Source organism: Methylobacterium sp. (genome assembly GCF_028290105.1).
In the GTDB taxonomy this organism is placed as follows: domain Bacteria; phylum Pseudomonadota; class Alphaproteobacteria; order Rhizobiales; family Beijerinckiaceae; genus Methylobacterium.
The window spans coordinates 1-21038 of sequence record NZ_JAQGKL010000017.1 but is presented as its reverse complement, the minus strand read 5'-3'; the positions used below and the strand labels follow the sequence as shown (position 1 = coordinate 21038).

General features: G+C 70.3%; 21 protein-coding genes. 12 read left to right on the top strand and 9 right to left on the bottom strand.

Annotated features, from left to right (window positions below; all coding sequences use genetic code 11):
• Positions 1 to 310 (bottom strand): MCP four helix bundle domain-containing protein (locus tag JWQ05_RS01630; protein ID WP_299653439.1); only part of this gene is annotated, 310 nt, incomplete at its 3' end.
• 321 nt (positions 311 to 631) lie between these two features.
• Here JWQ05_RS01630 and JWQ05_RS01625 point away from each other — a divergent pair.
• Positions 632 to 970: a hypothetical protein gene (locus tag JWQ05_RS01625; protein ID WP_299653437.1), complete on the top strand. Its 339-nt coding sequence runs from the start codon at positions 632 to 634 to the stop codon at positions 968 to 970.
• Here JWQ05_RS01625 and JWQ05_RS01620 read toward each other — a convergent pair whose 3' ends face one another.
• Complete coding sequence (locus JWQ05_RS01620) at positions 971 to 1582, bottom strand: TetR-like C-terminal domain-containing protein (RefSeq protein ID WP_299653434.1); 612 nt, start codon at positions 1580 to 1582, stop codon at positions 971 to 973.
• 232 nt (positions 1583 to 1814) lie between these two features.
• On the opposite strand from JWQ05_RS01620, the gene JWQ05_RS01615 reads away from it, so the two are divergent.
• Both JWQ05_RS01615 and JWQ05_RS01610 read left to right on the top strand, forming a co-directional pair.
• Entirely contained in the window at positions 1815 to 5228 is a 3414-nt protein-coding gene (locus JWQ05_RS01615) for an acyl-[ACP]--phospholipid O-acyltransferase (RefSeq protein ID WP_299653431.1), read from the top strand.
• A 213-nt stretch (positions 5229 to 5441) separates the two neighbouring features.
• The gene (locus JWQ05_RS01610) at positions 5442 to 5813 is read left to right on the top strand and encodes a hypothetical protein (RefSeq protein WP_299653428.1); all 372 of its coding nucleotides are present in this window, start codon (positions 5442 to 5444) and stop codon (positions 5811 to 5813) included.
• 21 nt (positions 5814 to 5834) lie between these two features.
• Here JWQ05_RS01610 and JWQ05_RS01605 read toward each other — a convergent pair whose 3' ends face one another.
• Positions 5835 to 7022 carry an aminotransferase class I/II-fold pyridoxal phosphate-dependent enzyme gene (locus tag JWQ05_RS01605; protein WP_299653425.1) on the bottom strand — a complete coding sequence of 396 codons (1188 nt, stop codon included), beginning with the start codon at positions 7020 to 7022 and terminating at the stop codon, positions 5835 to 5837.
• Positions 7023 to 7285: 263 nt separating this feature from the next.
• Between JWQ05_RS01605 and JWQ05_RS01600 the strand changes: the two genes are divergently transcribed.
• Together JWQ05_RS01600 and JWQ05_RS01595 are read left to right on the top strand one after the other, a co-directional pair.
• Positions 7286 to 7669, top strand: coding sequence for a response regulator (locus JWQ05_RS01600; RefSeq protein WP_018046001.1), 384 nt, complete (start codon positions 7286 to 7288; stop codon positions 7667 to 7669).
• A 40-nt stretch (positions 7670 to 7709) separates the two neighbouring features.
• Entirely contained in the window at positions 7710 to 8243 is a 534-nt protein-coding gene (locus JWQ05_RS01595; protein ID WP_299653397.1) for a protein phosphatase CheZ, read from the top strand.
• On the opposite strand, the gene JWQ05_RS01590 is transcribed toward JWQ05_RS01595, so the two are convergent.
• Together JWQ05_RS01590 and JWQ05_RS01585 are read right to left on the bottom strand one after the other, a co-directional pair.
• Positions 8244 to 9173 carry a TIGR01459 family HAD-type hydrolase gene (locus JWQ05_RS01590; protein WP_299653395.1) on the bottom strand — a complete coding sequence of 310 codons (930 nt, stop codon included), beginning with the start codon at positions 9171 to 9173 and terminating at the stop codon, positions 8244 to 8246.
• A gap of 99 nt (positions 9174 to 9272) precedes the next feature.
• Positions 9273 to 10745: an EAL domain-containing protein gene (locus JWQ05_RS01585; RefSeq protein ID WP_299653393.1), complete on the bottom strand. Its 1473-nt coding sequence runs from the start codon at positions 10743 to 10745 to the stop codon at positions 9273 to 9275.
• Positions 10746 to 10993: 248 nt separating this feature from the next.
• Here JWQ05_RS01585 and JWQ05_RS01580 point away from each other — a divergent pair, with 248 nt between their 5' ends.
• From JWQ05_RS01580 to JWQ05_RS01570, 3 genes are all read left to right on the top strand, one after another.
• Positions 10994 to 11215, top strand: a complete 222-nt coding sequence (locus JWQ05_RS01580; protein ID WP_299653391.1) for a heavy-metal-associated domain-containing protein — start codon at positions 10994 to 10996, stop codon at positions 11213 to 11215.
• A 233-nt stretch (positions 11216 to 11448) separates the two neighbouring features.
• Positions 11449 to 13122 carry a formate--tetrahydrofolate ligase gene (locus JWQ05_RS01575; protein WP_299653389.1) on the top strand — a complete coding sequence of 558 codons (1674 nt, stop codon included), beginning with the start codon at positions 11449 to 11451 and terminating at the stop codon, positions 13120 to 13122.
• Positions 13123 to 13323: 201 nt separating this feature from the next.
• On the top strand, positions 13324 to 14001 hold the full coding sequence (locus JWQ05_RS01570) for a spermidine synthase (protein ID WP_299653387.1): 678 nt from the start codon (positions 13324 to 13326) through the stop codon (positions 13999 to 14001).
• Positions 14002 to 14008: 7 nt separating this feature from the next.
• Here the strand turns inward: JWQ05_RS01570 and JWQ05_RS01565 are convergent, their stop codons facing one another.
• The 3 genes from JWQ05_RS01565 to JWQ05_RS01555 form a co-directional block, all read right to left on the bottom strand.
• The gene (locus JWQ05_RS01565) at positions 14009 to 14227 is read right to left on the bottom strand and encodes a hypothetical protein (RefSeq protein WP_299653385.1); all 219 of its coding nucleotides are present in this window, start codon (positions 14225 to 14227) and stop codon (positions 14009 to 14011) included.
• Positions 14228 to 14358: 131 nt separating this feature from the next.
• On the bottom strand, positions 14359 to 14673 hold the full coding sequence (locus JWQ05_RS01560; RefSeq protein WP_299653383.1) for a hypothetical protein: 315 nt from the start codon (positions 14671 to 14673) through the stop codon (positions 14359 to 14361).
• A gap of 111 nt (positions 14674 to 14784) precedes the next feature.
• A complete protein-coding gene (locus tag JWQ05_RS01555; RefSeq protein ID WP_299653381.1) occupies positions 14785 to 15354 on the bottom strand; it encodes a GNAT family N-acetyltransferase in 570 nt (189 codons plus the stop codon).
• A gap of 279 nt (positions 15355 to 15633) precedes the next feature.
• Between JWQ05_RS01555 and zapE the strand changes: the two genes are divergently transcribed.
• The 4 genes from zapE to JWQ05_RS01535 all read left to right on the top strand — a co-directional run bounded on the left by zapE (position 15634) and on the right by JWQ05_RS01535 (position 20650).
• A complete protein-coding gene (zapE, locus tag JWQ05_RS01550) occupies positions 15634 to 16824 on the top strand; it encodes a cell division protein ZapE (RefSeq protein WP_299653442.1) in 1191 nt (396 codons plus the stop codon).
• Between the two features lie 416 nt (positions 16825 to 17240).
• A complete protein-coding gene (locus JWQ05_RS01545) occupies positions 17241 to 17720 on the top strand; it encodes a (2Fe-2S)-binding protein (protein ID WP_299653379.1) in 480 nt (159 codons plus the stop codon).
• Positions 17717 to 20065 (top strand): xanthine dehydrogenase family protein molybdopterin-binding subunit, encoded by a 2349-nt coding sequence (locus JWQ05_RS01540; RefSeq protein WP_299653377.1) that lies wholly within the window; start codon positions 17717 to 17719, stop codon positions 20063 to 20065. The genes JWQ05_RS01545 and JWQ05_RS01540 overlap by 4 nt, the downstream gene beginning before the upstream one ends.
• Before the next feature lie 207 nt (positions 20066 to 20272).
• Entirely contained in the window at positions 20273 to 20650 is a 378-nt protein-coding gene (locus JWQ05_RS01535) for a hypothetical protein (protein ID WP_299653375.1), read from the top strand.
• A 146-nt stretch (positions 20651 to 20796) separates the two neighbouring features.
• On the opposite strand, the gene JWQ05_RS01530 is transcribed toward JWQ05_RS01535, so the two are convergent.
• A complete protein-coding gene (locus JWQ05_RS01530; protein WP_299653373.1) occupies positions 20797 to 21036 on the bottom strand; it encodes a hypothetical protein in 240 nt (79 codons plus the stop codon).
• Positions 21037 to 21038 lie beyond the last annotated feature (2 nt).

Here is a 21038-nt window from a genome sequence, read left to right as displayed (position 1 = left end):
CCTTGCGCTCCTCGAGCTTCTTGCCGAACCGTTCGAGGTCCCCCTCGATGGTGGCGACGAGCTTCGGATCGGTGGCCTGCGTGTGCCGCAGGACCACGGCGCTCATGCGCGCCGTGAGCGTGTCGATCTCGCCCAGGGCGCGGATGCTCGGAAGCCAGTTCGTTTCGATCTCAACGGATTGCTCGCGCATGCGCTGGGTCCCGAACAGCCCGAGCAGGCCCAGTCCGACGATGAAGAGCGTGACGAGCGAAAAGGCTGCGATCAGCTTGGTCCGAATGGACAGGGCTTGGAAGGACACGACGAACCTCATCTCGGCTGCCGTCGGGAGAAAACGATGACAACCGGCAGGCGCTGGACACTGGATTCGAAAGGTTAATGCATCGGGTAAAACTTTCCGGTGCTTCCCCTGCCCGGCTTCGATGCCACTCGAACCTCCGGAACGACGTTCGCGCCGTGCCTTGGCACTGAATGCTGCCGGAACCGGCCCCGGCAGCGAAATACGGTCGCTTCGGGCAGCGCCGGCATTGCGGGGAACGGTTTTCGAAGCCCGGCGCCGAGCCTGAGCATAATCCGCGCAAATCGAGCAAATGTGTTCACGATCCCGTGAGGTAGCGCGGGAGACACTCGTCGCATGCCGATCGATCCGCTCTCGACCCGGAATCTGGCCGCCGCCTTCGCCGTCGGCGGCCTCGTCACGATGATGATCGCGCCGGAACCGAGCTGGCATTCGGTGGTGGTCGGGATTTCCTGCCTCCTGGCCTTCGGCGGCCTGTCCCTCGTCCCGTCTCGCAAGCCGGTTCGACGCCAGGCGAAGCCCCGCCGGCCCGAAACCTGGGTCATGCGCGAGACCCGACCCGGGCCGGTCTACCGCATGCCGGCGCTCCCTCCCCCGGCCTCACGCGGGCCGGACGATCCCCATCCGGTCCTGTTCCTTGGCATGCGCACGCGCCGGAGCGGCCAGTCCGATTGATCAGGCCGGCCCGAGGAAGCGCCCGACCAGGAGGCGGCCGAGGTCGCGCGGGGATTCCGGGGTGAGCACCGCGAGCTTTCGCGAGGTCGAGAGCGAGGCGAGGCCGTGCAGGCCCGCCCACAGGGTCGCCACCGCCTGCCGGCGCTCGTCGGGGTCTGGAATCATCGGCAGGAGGACGCGGTCGACGAGGTCGGTGGCCTGCCCCAGCGCCTCGGCGTACCAGTCCGGAAACGCGCTGTCGGGGGCGACCTGATGCTCGAACACCAGGCTCCAGACCTGCGGATCGGCCGCCACGAAGGCGAGGTAGGCATCCGCGACGGCCAGGGCATTGTCCCGTGACGATGCGCTCGCCCGCACCGCCGCCGTGAGGGTCGCGTGCAGCCGTTCCAGGGTGCGGGCATTGACCCGCATCACCACCGCGTCGAGGTCGCCGACCGCGTTGTAGATCGAGTTCGGCGCGTAGCCGATGGTGGTGGCGAGCCGGCGCATGCCGAGCCCGCGCAGGCCCTCGCGCCGCACGAGCCCCTCGGCGGCCTTGGTGACGAGGGCCAGGAACTCGTCCCGATTGTGCTCGCCGCGCGGGCCCGTGCCCCGCTTCGTCTCACGCGCCATGCTCGTTCGCCTTCTCGCGGCGCACCGGTCCTCGTGCGCCTTCGCACGGGGCTGCCACACATATTGCACGGCGTGCAATAGCGCGGTTGATCCCGGCGCGAAGCGGGACTAGTTTTTGAACACCGTACAAAAGACGAGCGGTTCAGCATTTGACGCTAGGGTGCCGGGCGGGCAGTCATGCACACCCTCGATCCAGCGTCGTTCCGGTCCTGCGTCGTCTGAGGAGACCATCATGTTCCGTACCTTGATGACGACGCGGCGCTTTGCGCCGCTGTTCTGGTGCCAGTTCTTCTCGGCCTTCAACGACAACTTCCTCAAGAACGCCCTGGTGTTCCTGATCCTGTTCAAGGTCGGCGGCGAGGGCGGCGGTTCGCCCATGCTGGTGACCCTGGCCGGCGCCGTGTTCATCGGCCCGTTCTTCATCCTGTCGGGGCTCGGCGGCCAGATGGCCGATCGCTACGACAAGGCGCTCCTCGCCAAGCGGCTGAAATTCGCCGAGATCTTCGGCGCGGCGGCGGCGGCCCTCGGTTTCTCGCTGCACTCCGTCCCTATGCTGTTCGTGGCGCTCGGCCTGTTCGGCACGATCGCGGCCCTGTTCGGCCCGATCAAGTACGGCATCCTGCCAGACCACCTGCGCCGGGACGAACTCACCGCCGGCAACGCGCTCGTCGAGGCCGCGACCTTCCTCGCCATCCTGCTCGGCACCATCGTGGCGGGCCTGGCCACCGCGATGGGCGGCGGCGCGCTGGCCTTCAGCGCCATGATCATGATCTTCGCGGTGCTCTGCTGGCTCTCGGCCCGGGCGATCCCCTCCACCGGCGAGGCCGCCCCGACACTGCGCATCGACCCGAACGTCGTCCGCTCCACCGGCGCCCTCCTGCGCGACATCTGGGTCGACACCCGGATGTGGCGCGGCTCGCTCATCGTGAGCTGGTTCTGGCTCGTGGGGGCCGTGATCCTGTCGCTGCTCCCCGTGCTGGTGCGCCAGAGCCTCAACGGCTCCGAGACCGTGGTGACGACCCTGCTCGCGGTGTTCTCCATCGGCATCGCGGTGGGATCGGGCCTCGCCTCCTGGCTCGCCAGCGGCCGCATCGTGCTGCTGCCCACCCCCATCGGCGCCCTCCTCATGGGCCTGTTCGGCCTCGACCTCGCCTGGACGGTGGCGCATCTGCCCCTCGTCTCCGGCGATCCCCTGGGCGCGTGGGCGTTCCTTACCTCCGGCACGGGCCTGCGCGTCACCCTCGACCTGTTCGGACTGGCGGTCGCGGGCGGCCTCTACATCGTGCCGTCCTTCGCCGCCGTGCAGGCCTGGACCGACAAGGACAAGCGCGCCCGCGTCATCGGCGCGGTCAACGTGCTCACCGCCGCCTTCATGGTGGCGGGGGCCCTGGCGCTCGCCGCCCTGCAGGGCGCGGGCTGGTCGATGGCCGCCCTCCTGACCCTCCTCGGAATCCTCAACCTCGTGGCCGGGGTCGTGATCCTGGCGGTGCTGCCGACCAGCCCCTTCCGGGATTTCCTCTCGATCCTGTTCCGGGCCTTCTACCGCCTGGAGGTGCGCGGCCTGGAGAACGTCGACAAGGCGGGGCCGAACGCCATCATCGCCCTCAACCACGTCTCGTTCCTCGACGCGCCGCTCGCCCTTTCGCTCCTCGATCAGGAACCGGTCTTCGCCGTCGATCACGGCATCGCGCAGCGCTGGTGGGTGAAGCCCTTCCTGCGCCTCACCAAGGCGATGCCCCTCGACCCGACCCGGCCGCTGGCCACCCGCACCCTGATCAACGCGGTGAAAAGCGGCGAGACCCTGATCATCTTCCCCGAGGGGCGCCTCACCGTCACCGGCAGCTTGATGAAGGTCTATGACGGGGCCGGCCTCATCGCCGACAAATCCGGGGCCATGGTGGTGCCGGTGAAGATCGAGGGCCTGGAGAAGACCGCCTTCTCGCGCCTCTCGAAGAACCAGGTGAAGCGTCGCTGGTGGCCGAAGGTCACCGTCACGATCCTGTCGCCGGTCGCCCTCACCGTGGACCCGGCCCTCAAGGGCAAGGCCCGCCGGCAGGCGGCGGGCGCGGCGCTCTACGGGATCATGTCGGACCTCGTCTTCCGCACCACGGACACCGATCGCGGCCTGATGCAGGCGCTCATCGACGCGGGCGAGCGCCACGGCTGGCGCCGCACGGCCGTCGAGGACCCCACCGGCGCCCTGAGCTTCTCCCGGCTGGTGATGGGCGCCAACATCCTGGGCCGCAAGCTCCGGACCCTCGGCGCGGCCGACAGGCCGCTCGGCGTGATGCTGCCGAACGCCAACGGCGCGGCGGTGACGCTGTTCGCCCTGGCCTCGGCCGGGCGCGTGCCGGCGATGATCAACTTCTCGGCGGGTGCCGCCAACATCCTGTCCGCCTGCAGGACCGCGCAGGTGGACACCATCCTGACCTCCCGCGCCTTCATCGAGAAGGGGCGCCTCGGCCCCCTCGTCGAGGCGATCAAGGGCAGCGTCGCCCTCGTCTACCTGGAGGATGTCCGCGCCGGCATCACCACGGGCGACAAGCTGCGCGGCCTGCTCGGCCCGCGAAAGCCCCTGGTGGCCCGGCGCGGCGACGACCCGGCCGCGATCCTGTTCACCTCGGGCTCGGAGGGGGCGCCGAAGGGGGTGGTGCTCGCCAACCGCAACATGCTCGCCAATACGGCGCAGGTGGCCGCCCGGATCGATTTCGGGCCGAGCGACAAGGTCTTCAACGTGCTGCCCGTGTTCCACGCCTTCGGGCTGACGGCGGGGCTCGTGCTGCCGCTGGTCTCCGGGGTTCCAGTCTACCTCTACCCCTCGCCGCTGCATTACCGGATCGTGCCGGAACTCATCTACGGCTCCAACGCCACCGTCCTGTTCGGCACCGACACCTTCCTGACGGGCTACGCCAAGACCGCGCATTCCTACGACCTGCGCTCCCTGCGCTACGTCGTGGCCGGCGCCGAGGCGGTGAAGGAATCCACCCGCAAGACCTGGGGCGAAAAGTTCGGCCTGCGCATCCTGGAGGGCTACGGCGTCACCGAGTGCGGCCCGGTGGTCGCCCTCAACACGCCGATGTTCAACCGCTTCGGCACGGTCGGCCGGCTCCTGCCCGGCCAGGAATGGCGCCTGGAGCCGGTGCCCGGCATCGAGGAGGGGGGACGCCTGTCCCTGCGCGGCCCCAACATCATGCTGGGCTACCTCCGGCCCGAGCGGCCCGGCACGATCGAGGCGCCTCCGCAAGGCTGGCACGACACCGGCGACATCGTCGCCATCGACGCGCTGGGCTTCGTCACGATCAAGGGCCGCGCCAAGCGGTTCGCCAAGATCGCCGGCGAGATGGTGTCGCTCGCCGGCGTCGAGGCCATCGCGGCCGAACTCTGGCCGGATACGCCGAGCGCGGTCGCCGCCGTGCCGGATGCCCGCAAGGGCGAGCGGCTGGTGCTGTTCACCGAGGCGAAGGATGCGACCCGCGCGGCCTACCAGAGCTTCGCCAAGGGCAAGGGCGCGCCCGAGATCGCGATTCCCGCCGAGGTGGTGGTGCTCGATCGCGTCCCGATGCTCGGCACCGGCAAGGTCGATCAGGTCAGCGTGGTCAAGCTCGCCCAGGAGCGCGCCGGCGGCCAAGCGCACGCCGCCGCGTGAGGCGGCGGCCGGCAATGCCATGACGGGCCTCATTTTGGGACACCGAGACAAGAGATTGGGACTTACGAACCAATCCGCCGACTCAACCGCCCGGCGGAAATCACTAAGCTGTCGTTCGAATATGGGGCTTTGAGCCGAGCCCTGGATCGAGGGCGGGATCGCCCGCCCGCGTCGCGGGCGAGGCTGGATCTCGGACAGCAAGCGATGCGCACGATGACGGCGGACATACGCAAGATCCGATCTGGCGACTTCGACGCCGCTGACGCGCCGGCCGATGCGCGGGAGACCGAGGGCAGGCCCGTGGTGCTCACCCGTCTCGCGCTGCCGTTCAACGACAACGCGCGCGAGGCCCAGGCGCGGGGGCTCGCGCAATCGCAGGACGCCGATTCGGCTGACGGGGAATCCTTCATGCGCGACCGTCCCGCGCCCACCGAGGGGTTGAGCGCTTCGCCACGCATTCGGTGGCGCGGGCCCCTCGTCACGCGCTGGATCGGCTTCGCCGCGGAGCGCCGGCGGGCACAGGCCCGGGTGAACCGGATGCGGGCGCGCCGGAATGCGGGCGCTTCCGAGCCGTCGGCCCACTGAGCGGTCGGACGGCGCTCGGCCTCAACGTCCGGCCTGTCCGGCGCCCAGATCGATCAGCGCCTGGGCGAGCGCGTCCACCTGATCCTCCGTGTGGGCGGCCGAGAACGCCACCCGCAGCCGGGCGGTGCCCGCCGGGACCGTGGGCGGACGGATGGCCACGACGAGGAAGCCGCGCGCTTCGAGGGCCGCCGAGAGCGCCAGTGCCTCCGGCGCCCCGCCGACGAGCACGGGCACGATCGGACTTTGCGCCTGCGCCAAGCCGAGCCGCGCGGTGAAGCGCCGGGCCAGGGCCAGGGGCCGGGCCGCCCGCTCGGGTTCCGCCTCGACGATCTCCAGCGCGCGCAGGGCCGCCGCCGCCGAGGCCGGCGGCAGGCCGGTGGTGTAGACGAAGCTGCGGGCCCGGCTCGTCATCAGGTCGATGACGGCCTGCGAGGCGCAGAGATACCCGCCATAGGACCCCAGGGTCTTCGACAGCGTGCCCATCTCGAGGGGCGCGCGCGCGCCCGCCTCCACCACCCCGAGGCCATGGGCATCGTCCACCAGCGTCCAGGCATCGTACTCGGCGGCGAGCCCGAGAATGGCCGCGAGGGGTGCGCGGTCCCCATCCATGCTGAAGACCCGCTCGGTGAGGATCAGCGCCCGCGCGTGCCGGGCGCGCCGGGCGCTTAGGAGGTCGCGCAGGTGGTCGATGTCGTTGTGGCGAAACCGCAGCATCGTCGCGCCCGAGACCTGCGCCCCCGCGAACAGGCAGGAATGGCCCAGCGCATCGATGAGGATCAGGTCCTTTGCCCCCGCCAGGGCCGGGACGATGCCGAGATTGGCCATGTAGCCGCTGCCGAAGACGAGGGCGGCGGCCTTGCCCTTGTGGGCGGCCAGCCGCGCTTCCAGGGCCGACAGCACCGGGTGGTTGCCGGTGACCAGCCGCGAGGCGCCGGCCCCCGCGCCGTAGCGGGCCAGGGCCTCCTGTCCCGCCGCGATCACGCGCGGATCGTCGGAGAGCCCGAGATAGTCGTTGCAGGAAAACGAGATGAGGGCGTGCTCCCCCCGCCGGGCCGCCGGGCCTGGGCCGCGCGCGGTCTCGACGAGGCGTCGGCGCAGGGCACGCGCATCGAGATCGGCCAGCGTCCCGCGCGCGAAGGCGTCGAGGCTGGCCGCTCCGGGATCGGCGGTCTGGGGGATATCGGGAGTGTCGGGGATCGGGTCCGGCATGAGCCTGCGCGCAGGAGAATCGCGGGAGATGTGCCGTCGAAGGGGGCGAGCCGGCGGGCCTTGTCAAGGCGAACGCGATGCATCGCTGCCACGCTCGGGCGGCGAAGTACGGGCCAAGGTTTCGGGCGCGGGCAGTTAACCGCTTCGCAATGCGATGCTGCGTAGTTTCAGCGCCAAGGGGCGTTCAGGACTTGGCGCTCCGGCACATTGTAGGAGAGCCGTGCGCCTCGCACCGGCCCTCACCTGACGGAGCGCACCGACTCATGGCCCTCGATCTCGGCATGCCGATCCTTGTCGTCGATGATTATCAGACGATGGTCCGTATCATCCGCAACCTTCTGAAGCAGCTCGGCTTCGAGGAGGTCGACGACGCCTCCGACGGCACCGCCGCCCTGGCGCGCCTCAAGAACCGCAAGTACGGCCTCGTCATCTCCGACTGGAACATGGAGCCGATGACGGGCTACGAGCTGCTGCGCCACGTCCGCGCCGACGAGGCCCTGCGCACCACCCCGTTCATCATGGTCACCGCCGAGTCGAAGACCGAGAACGTCATCGCCGCCAAGAAGGCCGGCGTGAACAACTACATCGTCAAGCCGTTCAACGCCGCGACGCTGAAGAGCAAGATCGAAGCGGTCTGCGGCGCCTGAGGGGCCCCAGGACAACAACGAGATCGGGGAGCCGGAACCGATGGCACTCGCCAAGCAGGCGCGGAAGGTCAATCCCGCGTCGGACAAGCCTTCGCTGATCCATGAGCTCGTGGAGATCGCGGATTACATCGCGCACCTGCGCAACGAGATCGCCGCGCTCCGGGCCAACGAACTCACCCGCGACCGCCTGCCGATGGCCCACGAGGAACTCGGCAGCGTGGTGGCCGCCACGGCGGGCGCCACGAACGCGATCATGAACACGGCCGAGGAAATCCTCGGCCTGCCCGACGACAAGAACTACCGGGCCGCCGTCGAGGCCCGGATGAACGACATCTTCGAAGCCTGCACCTTCCAGGACATCACCGGCCAGCGCATCGCCAAGGTGGTGGAGGCACTGCGCCAGTTGGAGAGCCGGCTCTCGCGCTTCGCCAGTGCCGTCAAGGCCAAGGACGAGGGCGGCATCGACCCCGAAGAGGTGGAGCGCCGAGTCCGCCGGGAACTCCTCATCCTCAACGGCCCGCAGATCAACGGCCCGGCCGTGGCCCAGGACGAGATCGACGCGCTGTTCGCCTGATCACCAGATCAGGCGCTCGATCACCGCATCCGGCCGGACCGCCTGGCGGTCAAGCCAATCGGCGATGTCGCCGAGCGTCGCCTGCGCGGCCGAGACCCCGAGTTCCTCGGCATGGATGCCGCGCGCGACGAGCAGGTTGGGAATTCCGAACGCCGAGGCGCCCGCGATGTCGGTGCGCAGCGCATCGCCCACCGCGAGGACGCGCGCGGGCTCCGGCGGCGTTCGCGCATCGAGATCGCCCGCCATGGCGAGGGCCGCCTCGTAGACCGGGCGGTGCGGCTTGCCCGCATAGGTCACGGGACCGCCCAAGGCCTCGTAGGCTTCCGCGATCAGTCCGGCGCACGGGATCAGCCGGCCGCCCCGCTCCACCACGAGATCGGGATTGGCGCAGAGCATGGGCACGTCGCGCGCGCGCATGCCTTCCAGCGTGGTCCGGTAATCCTCCGCCGTTTCGCGGGTGTCGTCGAACAGGCCTGTGCAGACCACGCGCTGCGCGGCTTCGGCAGGCACCAGGGTGAGGTCGAGGCCGACGAAGATCGGGGCGTCGCGCTCCGGCCCGAGATGGTGGATGCGCTCCCCCGGATGTCCGGCGATGAGGCTGCGGGTGAGGTCGCCCGAGGTCAGGATGGCATCGTAGGCGCCGCAGGGGATGCCGAACCCGTCGAGGATCGCCTGCACCCCGGCCCAGGGGCGCGGCGCGTTGGAGACCAGCACGACACGACGCGGGCGCGTCGGCCCGGACAGGGCGCGAAAACGCATCAGCGCGTCGCTGGCGCCCCGGTGGGCGTTGGTGCCGTCGTGCAGGACGCCCCAGACGTCGCACAGGATCAGGTCGTAGGCCTCCGCGACCTCGGACAGCCCGCGCAGGGTCGGAACATGCGTCCTCAGGGGGTGTTCCGGCGCCGGGGAAGGTGCGGGCGTGTCGGTCATGCGGCGAGGGAACCTGGAAGCGGGCGCGAGGGGGATGCGCCCGGGTAGGCGGGACGCCCCGGAAAATCAAACCGCGCCCGGATATCGGCTCCAGGGATCTCAGCCGGCCCGGCGCAGGAAATCCCGGAAGGGGCGGCGCTGCGGCGGGGGCTCGGGGTCCTCGTTCGGCGGTGGGGCGGGCTCCGGCGCCTCGGGCGGCGGCGCGTTGAGCACCTCGGTGCGCACCACCCGGGCCGGCGCGAAGACGCCGCCCTGTGCCAGGGGCACGTCGAGTTCGATGAGGTCCGGCACGTCGGTCTCGCGCTCGACGCCGTCGGCGACGAGGCGGATACCGGCCCGGCCCAGGGCCGCCACGAGGTCTTCCAGCGCGATGTCGGGCATCGCCTGGCGCGAGCCCGGCCGCAGCAGCAGGTCGGCGGGCACCTTCACCTGGGAGACACCCCGGTCGGCCAGCGCCAGGGGATCGAGGCGCAGGTCGAGGGGCCGGTCGAGGATGAAGCCGATGCGCCCGCGCAGGTCGGCGAGCACCCCCGCCTGCTCGGCGTCGAGGCTGCGCCAGCTCGCCTGCGGCAGGGCCAGCATCACCCGCCCCGAGAGGTCCGGCTCGCCCTCGACGAGGCGGCCGAGGGAGCGGAGGAAACCCGGCTCGAACAGGGAGCGCGGCGACAGGCCGTAGGCGACCGCCGCCTGGCTGCCGCGCCCGGCGAGATGCCGCGCGATGGTGGCGACACGCTGCAGCATGCGGCGGTCGAGGTCGGTGGTGCGTCCGTGGCGTTCCAGCACCGGCACGAACGCGTCGGGCGCCAGGACTTCCCCCGACAGGCGCAGGCGCGCCAGGGCCTCGTAGGACACCACCTTGCGCTGGGGCAGGGACACGACGGGCTGGAGGTGGACTTCGAGCCCCGATGCGTCGAAGGCCTCGATCAGGGCCGCCTCGCGCTCGGGGTCACGCTCCGGAAGCGCGGACCGGCTCAGGGCGCGCGGCTTCCACGGCGCGGCCGGCGGGAGGGCGGGGTCCGAACGCCGGGGCGGCGGCACGATCTCGGCGGATCGCGGCTCCGGCATCGACGATGCGGCGCGCGCGGGCACCGGGGCGGGCGTCGAAGCAGGCATTTGCGAGGCGACCGACGTGGGCGCGGCCTTCAGGCCCGCGATCTCGCCGTCCTGCGCCGAGACCACGGCGGCGAGTTCGCGCACGATGCCGCTGAGGAGACCGATCTCCGCCGTGACCTCCTCGATCCCGGCGCTCAAATGGCTGGTGTCGGCCGAGGTTCCATTCGGCAGCGCGGTTCCGGCGTCGGCGGCGCGCACCTGCTGCTCGGCGATGGCGCGCGCCACCGTCTCGATGCGGACCAGGCGCTGCGACAGCACGTCGACCTCGCTGGAGAGCTTGTCGCAGCGCGCCCCGAGCCGGCTCGCGCGACGCTGCGCGACGAGGCCCAGGCCCGAGCCGAAGGCGGCGAGCGCGAGGCTCGCTCCGAGCGGCGAGAAGACCGCGATCGGCCCGATGAGGCAGAGCCCGAGAAGACTCAAGGCCCAGAGGCTCGTACGCCGGCCGACGATCCGGGCCATCGAAATGCGAAATCCTCGAACGCTGGAAACGGAAAGACCGGGGCCGGACGCGCCGACGCCTCATTCAAGATTGCCGAGTCGTTCCTTTGTTGCCGAGACACTTGCGGCCCACAAGGGACCGGTGCGCCCGGGTCAACCGATTTCTCCAAACTGTGACCCCACCTGCAGGGCTCCAGGCGGCCTCGCTTGCATCGGACCGCGGCGGCGCCGAAATGGAGGGGCGGAACGACGAGCCCGGAGCGGACCTCATGGACGCGATGCCATCGGATCTTCTGATGCAGGTGGAGGGCATGACCTGCGACGGCTGCGCGGCGGCGGTGCGCCGGGCGATCCAGCGCCTCGATCCCGACGCCAAGGTGGCGGTGGATCTCGACCACGGCCGCGTCGCGGTCACCACCACCGCCCAGGCCCTGTCCATCGCCGAGGCCCTGACCGAGGCCGGTTACACGGCCAGTGCCATGACGGGGTGACACCCGCTTGATCCCAAACAAAATTTTGCCTGGGAATTCAAAATTTCCGACGCGCTTTTGCGTGTTCGTTCGCGCAAACTGATACGATCCATAGCGCGTGGCCGTTCGGCCGGTCCGCACGGCCCAACGTCGGCGGATCCGGACCTTTCGGCAGGCAAGCGCAGAACGCCAGCGGATGTGTTCGGCCCCGCGCCGGGCACAGCCGGACAAGAACAATCCGGGAGAAACGAAGAATGCCTTCAGATATCGAGATCGCGCGCGCGGCGACGCTCCAGCCGATCACCGAGGTCGCCGCCCGAATCGGCATCCCGGACGAGGCCCTGCACAATTACGGACGGCACATCGCCAAGATCGACCACGGCTTCATCAAGAGCCTGGAGGGCAAGCCCGAGGGCAAGCTCGTGCTCGTGACCGCGATCAGCCCGACCCCGGCGGGCGAGGGCAAGACCACCACCACGGTCGGCCTCGGCGACGCGCTCAACCGCATCGGCCAGAAGACCGTGATGTGCCTGCGCGAGCCCTCGCTCGGCCCCTGTTTCGGCATGAAGGGGGGAGCGGCCGGCGGCGGCAAGGCCCAGGTCGTGCCCATGGAGCAGATCAACCTGCACTTCACCGGCGACTTCCACGCCATCACGTCGGCCCACTCGCTCGCCGCCGCCCTCATCGACAACCACGTCTACTGGGCCAACGAGCTCAACATCGACGTGCGCCGCATCGCCTGGCGCAGGGTGGTCGACATGAACGACCGCTCGCTGCGCGCGATCACGTCGAGCCTGGGCGGCGTCGCCAACGGCTTCCCGCGCGAGGACGGCTTCGACATCACCGTGGCCTCCGAGGTCATGGCGGTGTTCTGTCTCGCGCGTGATCTCGATGACCTCGAGGCCCGCCTCGGCCGCATCGTCATCGCGGAGACCCGCGACCGCAAGCCGGTGACCCTCAAGGACGTGAAGGCCACGGGGGCCATGACGGTGCTCCTCAAGGACGCGCTGCAGCCCAACCTCGTGCAGACCCTCGAGGGCAACCCCGCCCTCATCCACGGCGGGCCGTTCGCCAACATCGCGCATGGCTGCAACTCGGTGATCGCGACCCGCGCGGGGCTCAAGCTCGGCGACTACGTCGTCACGGAAGCCGGCTTCGGCGCCGATCTGGGCGCGGAAAAATTCATCGACATCAAGTGCCGCCAAGCCGGGCTGAAGCCCTCGGCGGTGGTGATCGTCGCCACCGTGCGCGCCCTCAAGATGCATGGCGGCGTCTCGAAGAAGGAACTCGGCTCCGAGAACCTGGAGGCGCTCGAGAAGGGCTTCGCGAACCTGGCCCGCCACGTCACCAACGTGCGCGGCTTCGGCCTGCCCGTCGTCGTCGGCGTCAACCACTTCTACGCCGACACGGATGCCGAGCATGCCAAGCTGAAGGAGCTCTGCCGCGACAAGCTCCAGGTCGAGGCGATCACCTGTAAGCACTGGGCCGAAGGGGGCGCGGGCGCCGAAGAGCTCGCCCATGCGGTCGTGAAGCTGGCCAACGGCGAGCAGAAGCCGCTCAGCTTCGCCTACGAGACCGAGACCAAGCTCACCGACAAGATCCGCGCCATCGCCACCAAGCTTTACGGCGCCGGCGACATCCAGGTGGAATCCAAGGCCGCCACCAAGCTCGCGCAGTTCGAGAAGGACGGCTACGGCAACCTGCCGGTCTGCATGGCCAAGACGCAGTACTCGTTCTCCACCGATCCGAACCTGATGGGAGCGCCCGACGGCCACACCATCGCGGTGCGCGACGTGCGCCTCTCGGCGGGCGCCGGCTTCGTCGTGGTGATCTGCGGTGAGATCATGACCATGCCGGGCCTGCCCAAGATCCCGGCCTCGGAGGGCATCCACCTCGATGCCAATGGCCAGATCGAGGGGCTGTTCTAGGGCGTTTGCCGGAAACGCTCGTCGCCGACGGATTTCGGGCCTGCCCGAGATCCGTCGCGGTGACGGCGAAGTGTCGGGCGTGGGGTGGTCATGCCGATGGAAGGCCTCCCACGCTTGCAAGCGGAACGCGTCCGGGCGTGATCCGGCGCGCGGCCCGTGCTAGCCGGGGCGGATGACCGCACGCGCGCCCGAGCCCCGATCGTGATCCCCTGGGTCGTCCTCGACACCGCGCCGGTCCCCGGCGGCTCCGAGTCCCTTCGGCTGCTCCAGCGGGGCACCGAATTCTCGATCCAACTCGGGCACAACGAGTTGATGAACAGCCGGCTCAGCGGCTCGGAGGAGGCGCTGGCGACCCTGAGTGCCGCCCGCCTCGGGCCGCGACAGCAGGCGCGCTGGCTGATCGGCGGCTACGGCATGGGCTTCACCCTGCGGGCCGCCCTCGACGCACTCGGCGCGGACGCCCGCATCCTCCTGGCCGAACTCGTGCCGGCGGTGCTGGACTGGGGGCGCGGCCCCCTCGCGGCGGTCTCGTCCGACGCGCTCGCGGACCCTCGGGTCGACGCGCAGGTGGCCGACGTGGCCGGGCTGATCCGCAGCGGGCGCGCCGCCTACGACGCCATCCTGCTCGACGTCGACAACGGCCCGGATGGCCTGACGCGCAGTGCCAACGACCGGCTCTACGACGCCTCGGGCCTCGCGGCGGCGCGCGCGGCCCTGCGCCCCGGCGGGGTGCTGGCGGTGTGGTCGGCCCACCCCGATCCGGCGTTCACGCAGCGCTTGGCGCGAAGCGGTTTCGCGGTCGAGGAGGTCGGCGTACGGGCCGGGCGTTCGCGGGGCGCGCGCCACACCATCTGGCTCGCCGAGCGGCCTCGTCGCTAGCAGGCCTTCAGGCGGAGGCGCGCTGGCGTTCACGGTGCCGGCTCAGGCGCGTGGCGCCGTAGACTTCGGCGAGCTGGCGCCGGGCGGCCTTCACCGGGGGGGCGTTCCGCTCGTCGCAGGCGGCGGCGATGATGCGCAGGGCATCGGCCACCGAGCGCTCCAGGCGCGCCTCGGCGAACGGCGTCGATCGTTGGAGGCGGTCCTCCGAAATCCCGGTCCTGTCCATGCTCTGGCCCCGCGTCGGTTCAGGTCGTCCTCTCGGGGACGATCTCTGCCCGCGAGCATCGGGACGGGACGGGGCGGCAACAAGGCAGCTTGGCCGTGGGCCGCCTGCCACGCCTCGGGAACGGCTTGCGCTCAGTCGCGTCCCTGGCCCTCGTTGAACTTGTCGCGGCAGGTATAGCCGACGAAGCATTGCGGATTGTCGCGGGTGATTTCCCAGGAGGGCTGCGTCGTCTCCGGCAGGGGGCAGAAGCCGCCGTCGCGCACGAAGCGTGCATAGGTCGCGGGCCCGGTGCTCATCACGATGGCGCCGGCCTGTGCCACCAGCGCCGAGGCTTCGGCACAGGTCATCGCCCTGGTGTCGGGCCGCGCCTGGGCCCCCGCGACGCCTAGTGTCAGGACGGCACTGACGAGGATGGCGGGCAGGCACCAGCGGAAAACGGCCGTCATCGAGCGGGATCTCCGGGCGGCCGGGGCACGATCAGGCCCGGACGACGGTCATCGGGTGGGTTGGTCTCGACGCCACGATAAACCCTCGGCCCATGCCCGGCAAAGCCCGGCTCACGCCGCCGTGAGCGCCAGGGTGAAATCGAACGCCTCGGTCACGCCCTCCTGCCAGAGGGAGGCGGGCGTCGGGCGGGCGAGATGGAGCGCGCCGTCCGCCTCCCCGCCGCTGATCCGGAGATCCGCCCCGACCTTGGTGGCCAGTTCCCGCATCGGCCGGTTCCAGGCCAGGCAGCGCACGTGCAGATCGCGCACGCCGCGATTGCGCGCGGCTGCCGCGATGCGGCGAAACAGGGCCTGGCCGAGCCCGTTGCGGCGATACGCCTTCTCCACCGCGAAGGCGGCCTCCGCCTCCGCGCCGAGGATAAAGCCGGGCGGCGGCGCGGAGGCGGGGCGCAACTCGCCGAGCCCCCGGAGAGTCCCGTCGATGAAGCCTCCGAACATCAGCCCCTCCGCGCTCATGGCGTTGCGGGCGTAGGTCAGGGCGGCCGCGTCGCTGAGGGCACCCATGAAGCGGTTGGCGCGGGTCTCGGGGTCGAGCCGCAGGAAGTAGGCCTCCACCATTGGGCCGTCATTGGGCCACAGGCGGCGGATGATCGGGTGCGGGGTCGAACGGGTGTCGGGCATCGGCTGCCGGTCTCCGGATGTGGGGCGCGTGGAGCGCGCCGTGTCCGGGCGTAGCCTCCCTCAAGGCCCGACGGATCTGGCATCGCCATGCGGTTTGTGCAATGCAACAAAACGACCCGGGCCGGTGCGGGTCGGCGTCGGGCTTGATCCCGCGTGGCGCCCGCGTCAGACCGAAACGGCCGGCATGTCCGCAGTCCCGAACCTCGTCCCGCTCACCCACAGGTCGCCCACGCCGTGAACGCTCCCTCCTCCCAGGGTCCCGCGCCGTCGAGCCATGCGATCGCCGGCGCCGTCTCTCCCGGCCTGGTCTCCGACCGCTACGAGGCCCTGGCCCGCTCCGGCGCCATCGAGCGCGATCCCGCGCAGGTCCACCTCGTGCGCGCCCTCGACCGGCTGGTGCAGGAACTCGGCCGGCGCAAACGGGCGCGCAAGGGCAGCGCGCTCGGCTGGCTGTTCGGGCGCCGGGACGATGCCGCCACGCCGCCGAGGGGGCTCTACATCTGGGGCTCCGTGGGGCGCGGCAAGACCATGCTGATGGACCTGTTCCACGAGGCCGCCCCCGAGCCGAAGCGCCGGGTGCACTTCCACGGCTTCCTCGCCGACGCGCACGAGCGCATCCACGCCCACCGGCAGGCCCTGAAGGCCGGCACCGCCAAGGGCGACGACCCGATTCCCGTGGTGGCCGACGCGCTCGCCGACGAGGCGACCCTGCTCTGCTTCGACGAATTCACCGTCACCGACATCGCCGACGCGATGATCCTGGGCCGCCTGTTCGGCGCCCTGTTCAAGCGCGGCGTCACCGTGGTGGCGACCTCCAACGTCGAGCCCGACCGGCTCTACGAGGGCGGGCTCAACCGCGCCCTGTTCCTGCCTTTCATCGCCGAGTTGCAGGAGCGCGTCGACGTGCTGCGCCTCGATGCGCGCACGGATTTCCGCCTGGAAAAGCTCGGCGGCGCCTCTGTCTACCATGTGCCGGCGGACGAGGCCGCGCGCGCGGCCCTGGCCCACGCCTTCAAGGGCCTCACCGGCAAGGCCCGGGGCCGGCCCGCGACCCTCCGGGTGAAGGGGCACGCGGTGACGGTGCCCGAGGAGACCGGCGGCGTCGCCCGCTTCGGATTCGCCGATCTCTGTGCCCAGGCGCTCGGCGCCTCCGACTACATGGCGGTGGCGCGCGCCTTCCACACCGTCATCGTCTCCGACATCCCCGTGATGGGGCCGGACAACCGCAACGAGGCCAAGCGCTTCATCACGCTGGTGGACACCCTCTACGACGCGCACGTGAAGCTCATCGCCTCGGCGGCGGCCGAGCCCCAGGGCCTCTACACCGCCACAGAGGGGCGCGAGGCCTTCGAGTTCGACCGCACGGTCTCGCGGCTCATCGAGATGCGCTCGTCGGAATACCTCGCCCTGCCGCACGGGGCGGGTGATTCCGAGGCGTCGGGATCGAGCGCCGGCCTCGTCGAGACCTGAGGCAGCGGCTGGGTGGGGTGTTCGCGCCTTGCTGGGAGCGGCGGACCGAGCCAACGCCCGAACGCGGAACTCGGGCCGCCTCGCCCCTGACGCACCGTGCGCAACGGCACATCGAGGGCGGATCGGCCGACCCGTGGCGGGTGGAGGCCCCGGTCCCCGGTTGCGCTGCAGCAGGGCCGGCGCTTAGTTGTATTCATTCCGAAGTACGGGGCGTGGGGGCTTCGTGCGCTGCGACGGTTGCCCTTTCCGAGGGACCGGATCCGCCGCCGTGCTTCAGGATCTCTTTGCCGGACGGCGATCGACGTCGCCCATGTCCGACGCCCGACATGTGACCCCGACGGCCTTTCGCCGGTTGACGGATTGGCGTGATGCCGATCCCGACCGGCCCGTGGCCTGATCCATGACAGGATACACCGATGATCAAACTGACCGTGAACGGAGCTGAACGCAGCTTCGACGGCGATCCCGACATGCCGCTGCTCTGGTACCTGCGCGACGAGGTCGGCCTCACCGGGACGAAGTTCGGCTGCGGTCAGGCGCTCTGCGGCGCCTGCACCATCCATCTCGGCGGCACGGCCGTGCGCGGCTGCGTCACTCCCGTCTCGGCCGCCGAGGGGCAGGCCGTCGTCACCATCGAGGGCCTGTCCCCCGACGGCAACCATCCGGTCCAGGCGGCTTGGCGCGACCTCAACGTGGCGCAATGCGGCTACTGCCAATGCGGGCAGATGATGCAGGCCGCCTCGCTCCTCACCGACACCCCGAAGCCCACCGATGCGCAGATCGACGAGGCGATGAGCGGGAACCTGTGCCGTTGCGGCACCTACCCGCGCATCCGCGCCGCGATCCACCAGGCCGCCGGCCAGAAGCCCGCCGCCAACAAGGGAGAGCGCCTGTGATCCACGAAGCGCAGACCATGGCGGATCTCGCCACCGCGCCGGCCGAGGCCGCGTCCCCTTCGACGGCGCTCGCCAATGTCAGCCGCCGCGCCATGCTCGGCGGCATGGGCGCCCTGGTGCTCGCCTTGTCCTGGCGTGATCCGGCGAAGGCCGAGGACAAGAAGGACGAGCCGAAGAAGTACGGCGCCGATGCCATGCCGCATGGCTGGCAGGACGACCCGAAGGTGTTCGTCGCGATTCAACCGGACGGCACCGTCACGGTGACCTGCCACCGCTCCGAGATGGGCCAGGGCGTGCGCACGTCCATCGCGCTCGTGGTGGCCGACGAACTCGAGGCCGACTGGTCGAAGGTGAAGGTCGCCCAGGCCTGGGGCGACGAGGCCCGCTTCGGCAATCAGGACACCGACGGCTCGCGCAGCTTGCGCCACTTCTTCCCGCACCTGCGCCATGCGGGCGCCGCGGCCAAGGCCATGCTGGTCCAGGCCGCCGCCAAGCAATGGGGCGTCCCGGCCGCCGAGGTCAGGGCCGAGAACCACGTGCTCACCCACGCCAAGTCGAAGCGCACGCTCGGCTACGGAGAGGTGGCGCAAGCCGCCGCGGACCTGCCGGTGCCGGCCCGCGAGAGCGTGAACCTGAAGGATTCCAAGGCCTTCAAGTTCATCGGCAAGGGCAAGATCGGCCTCATCGACAACCACGACTTCACGGTCGGCACGGCGATGTACGGCATCGACACCCGCCTCGAGGGGATGCTCTATGGCCTCGTCGCCCGCCCGCCCGTCTACGGTGGCAAGGTGGTGAGCTTCGACGACACCGAGGCGAAGAAGGTCGCGGGCGTCGTGAAGATCTTCAAGATCGACACGCCCGAGATCCCGTCCGAGTTCCAGCCCATCGGCGGCGTCGCCGTGGTGGCCAAGAACACCTGGGCGGCAATGAAGGCCCGCGATGCCCTGAAGATCACCTGGGACGACGGACCGAACGCCAATTACGATTCCGTCGCCTTCCGGGGCGAGTTGGAGAAGGCGGCGCGGGCGCCCGGCAAGGTCGTGCGCGACCAGGGCGATGTCGCCGGCGCGATGGCCAAGGCCAAGACGAAGGTCGAGGCCGAGTACTTCGTGCCCCACCTCGTCCAGGCGCCGATGGAGCCGCCCGCCGCCACCGTGCGGATCAAGGACGGGTTCTGCGAAGCCTGGACCTGTACCCAGGCGCCCCAGGCGACGCATGATCGCCTCGCCAAGAAGCTGAACCTGCCCGCCGACAAGGTGCGGGTGAACGTGACGCTGCTTGGCGGCGGCTTCGGCCGCAAGTCGAAGCCCGACTACGTGCTGGAGGCAGCCCTCTGCAGCCAGGCCGTGGACGGCGCCCCGGTCAAGCTGATCTGGACCCGCGAGGACGATCTCCACCACGGCTACTACCACACCATCTCGGTGGAGCGGCTGGAGGCCGGGCTCGACGACAAGGGCATGCCGGTCGCTTGGCTTCACCGCTCGGCGGCCCCCACCATCGGCTCGATCTTCGCGCCCGACCCCAAGCACGAGCTGCCCTTCGAGCTCGGCATGGGCCTGACCAACACGCCCCTCAACGTGCCCAACATCCGCCTCGAGAACCCGGGCGCGGATGCCCACGTGCGCATCGGCTGGTTCCGCTCGGTCTCGAACATCCCGCACGCCTTCGCGATCCAGTCCTTCGTGGCGGAACTCGCGCACGCGGCGGGACGTGACCCCAAGGACTACCTGCTGGCGCTTCTCGGTCCCGACCGGGTCATCGACCCGACGAGCATCAGCGACGTGTGGAACTACGGCGAGGACCCGGCCCGCTACCCGATCGACACGGGGCGCCTGCGCCGCGTGATCGAGACGGCGGCCAAGGGCATCGGCTGGGGCCGCACCATGCCGAAGGGCACCGGCCTCGGCATCGCCGGCCATTACAGCTTCGTCACCCATACGGCGGTGGCGGCGGAGGTCGCGGTCGGCCCCAAGGGCGAGGTCCAGGTCAAGCGCGTCGACATCGCCATCGATTGCGGGCCGCAGGTCAACCCGGAGCGGGTCCGCTCGCAGATGGAGGGCGCGGTGGTCATGGGCATGGGCCTCGCGCTCTCGTCCGAGATCACCTTCAAGAACGGACGCGCGCAGCAGAACAACTTCGACGGCTACGAGATCACCCGCATCGACGCGGCGCCGAAGGAGATCCACGTCCACCTGCTTCCGAACCCGGACTACAGCCGACCGCTGGGTGGCGTCGGCGAGCCCGGCGTGCCGCCCGTAGCCCCGGCGATCGCCAACGCGATCTTCGCCGCCACCGGCCGGCGCATCCGGCAACTGCCGATTCGCGATCAGCTCAGCGCCTGATCACCCGAGCCGACAGAACGAAGCCCCCGGTCCGAATCCTCGGGCCGGGGGCTTTTTCGTGTGCACGCGCCGCGACCGAACCAGGGTCTCGGCGAAGGGACCAGGTTTTCCGACGCTTCGAGGGAGCCCGACCCCGATTCGCACGGTTGATCAACGCATGGGCAGGCCCGATCGGCCCCGCCGACGATAATCCAAGGACAGCAATCGATGACGCGTTTCGTGTGGCTCGCCGCCGGTCTTCTCGCTGCGAGCGCGGCTCCCGCCCTCGCCTCCCCGTGCGCGGACCGGATCGCCAAGCTCGATGGCCCGGTGAAGGATCTGGCCAAGGAGTCGATCTCCGCCAACACCAGCGGCAAGGCTTCGGCGAGCGCCCGGGGCGGCCAGGGCGTCACGGGGAGCGATGGCGGGGCCTCGGCCGCGGCAGCCCCGGCCGAGAAATCGGCGGAGGCCGGCCAGGGCGCCGACAAGGCCATGCAGGCGAAGGTGGCCCTCGACGAGGCGCGCACGGCCGACAAGAAGGGCGATGCCAAGGCTTGCGGCGACGCTGTCGACCGGGCGCAGAAGCAGGTGGACGGCGCGCCCTGATCTCGGCAGGTTGCACGCGATTCGGTAGGGTCATTTCGATCGGGCACGTTGCCGTGCCGCGGTCGGATCGGACGTCGTGAGCGCTGGCCTATGATCGAAGCCGGCTTCGGGGCGACGCGATGCGCGCCCCACGTTCGCGGATGTCTCTAAGCGCTGGCGCTGGCCCGTGCGACGACGGCGAGCGCGTGGTCGTTGCCGTTCAGGCCGGCGCAGAGGTCGTCGATTTCGGCGATGTCGAGGGCGTCGCCGGACTCGCTGGCAATGGCATCGATCAAGTGATCCTGATGCGGACTAAAGGGATGCCCCTGAAGCCGATAGAATTGGTAGTAGCGCAAAGCGGCCAATACAGCATCGCGCTCTCGTTCGGTGATGGTAATATTCTGCATGC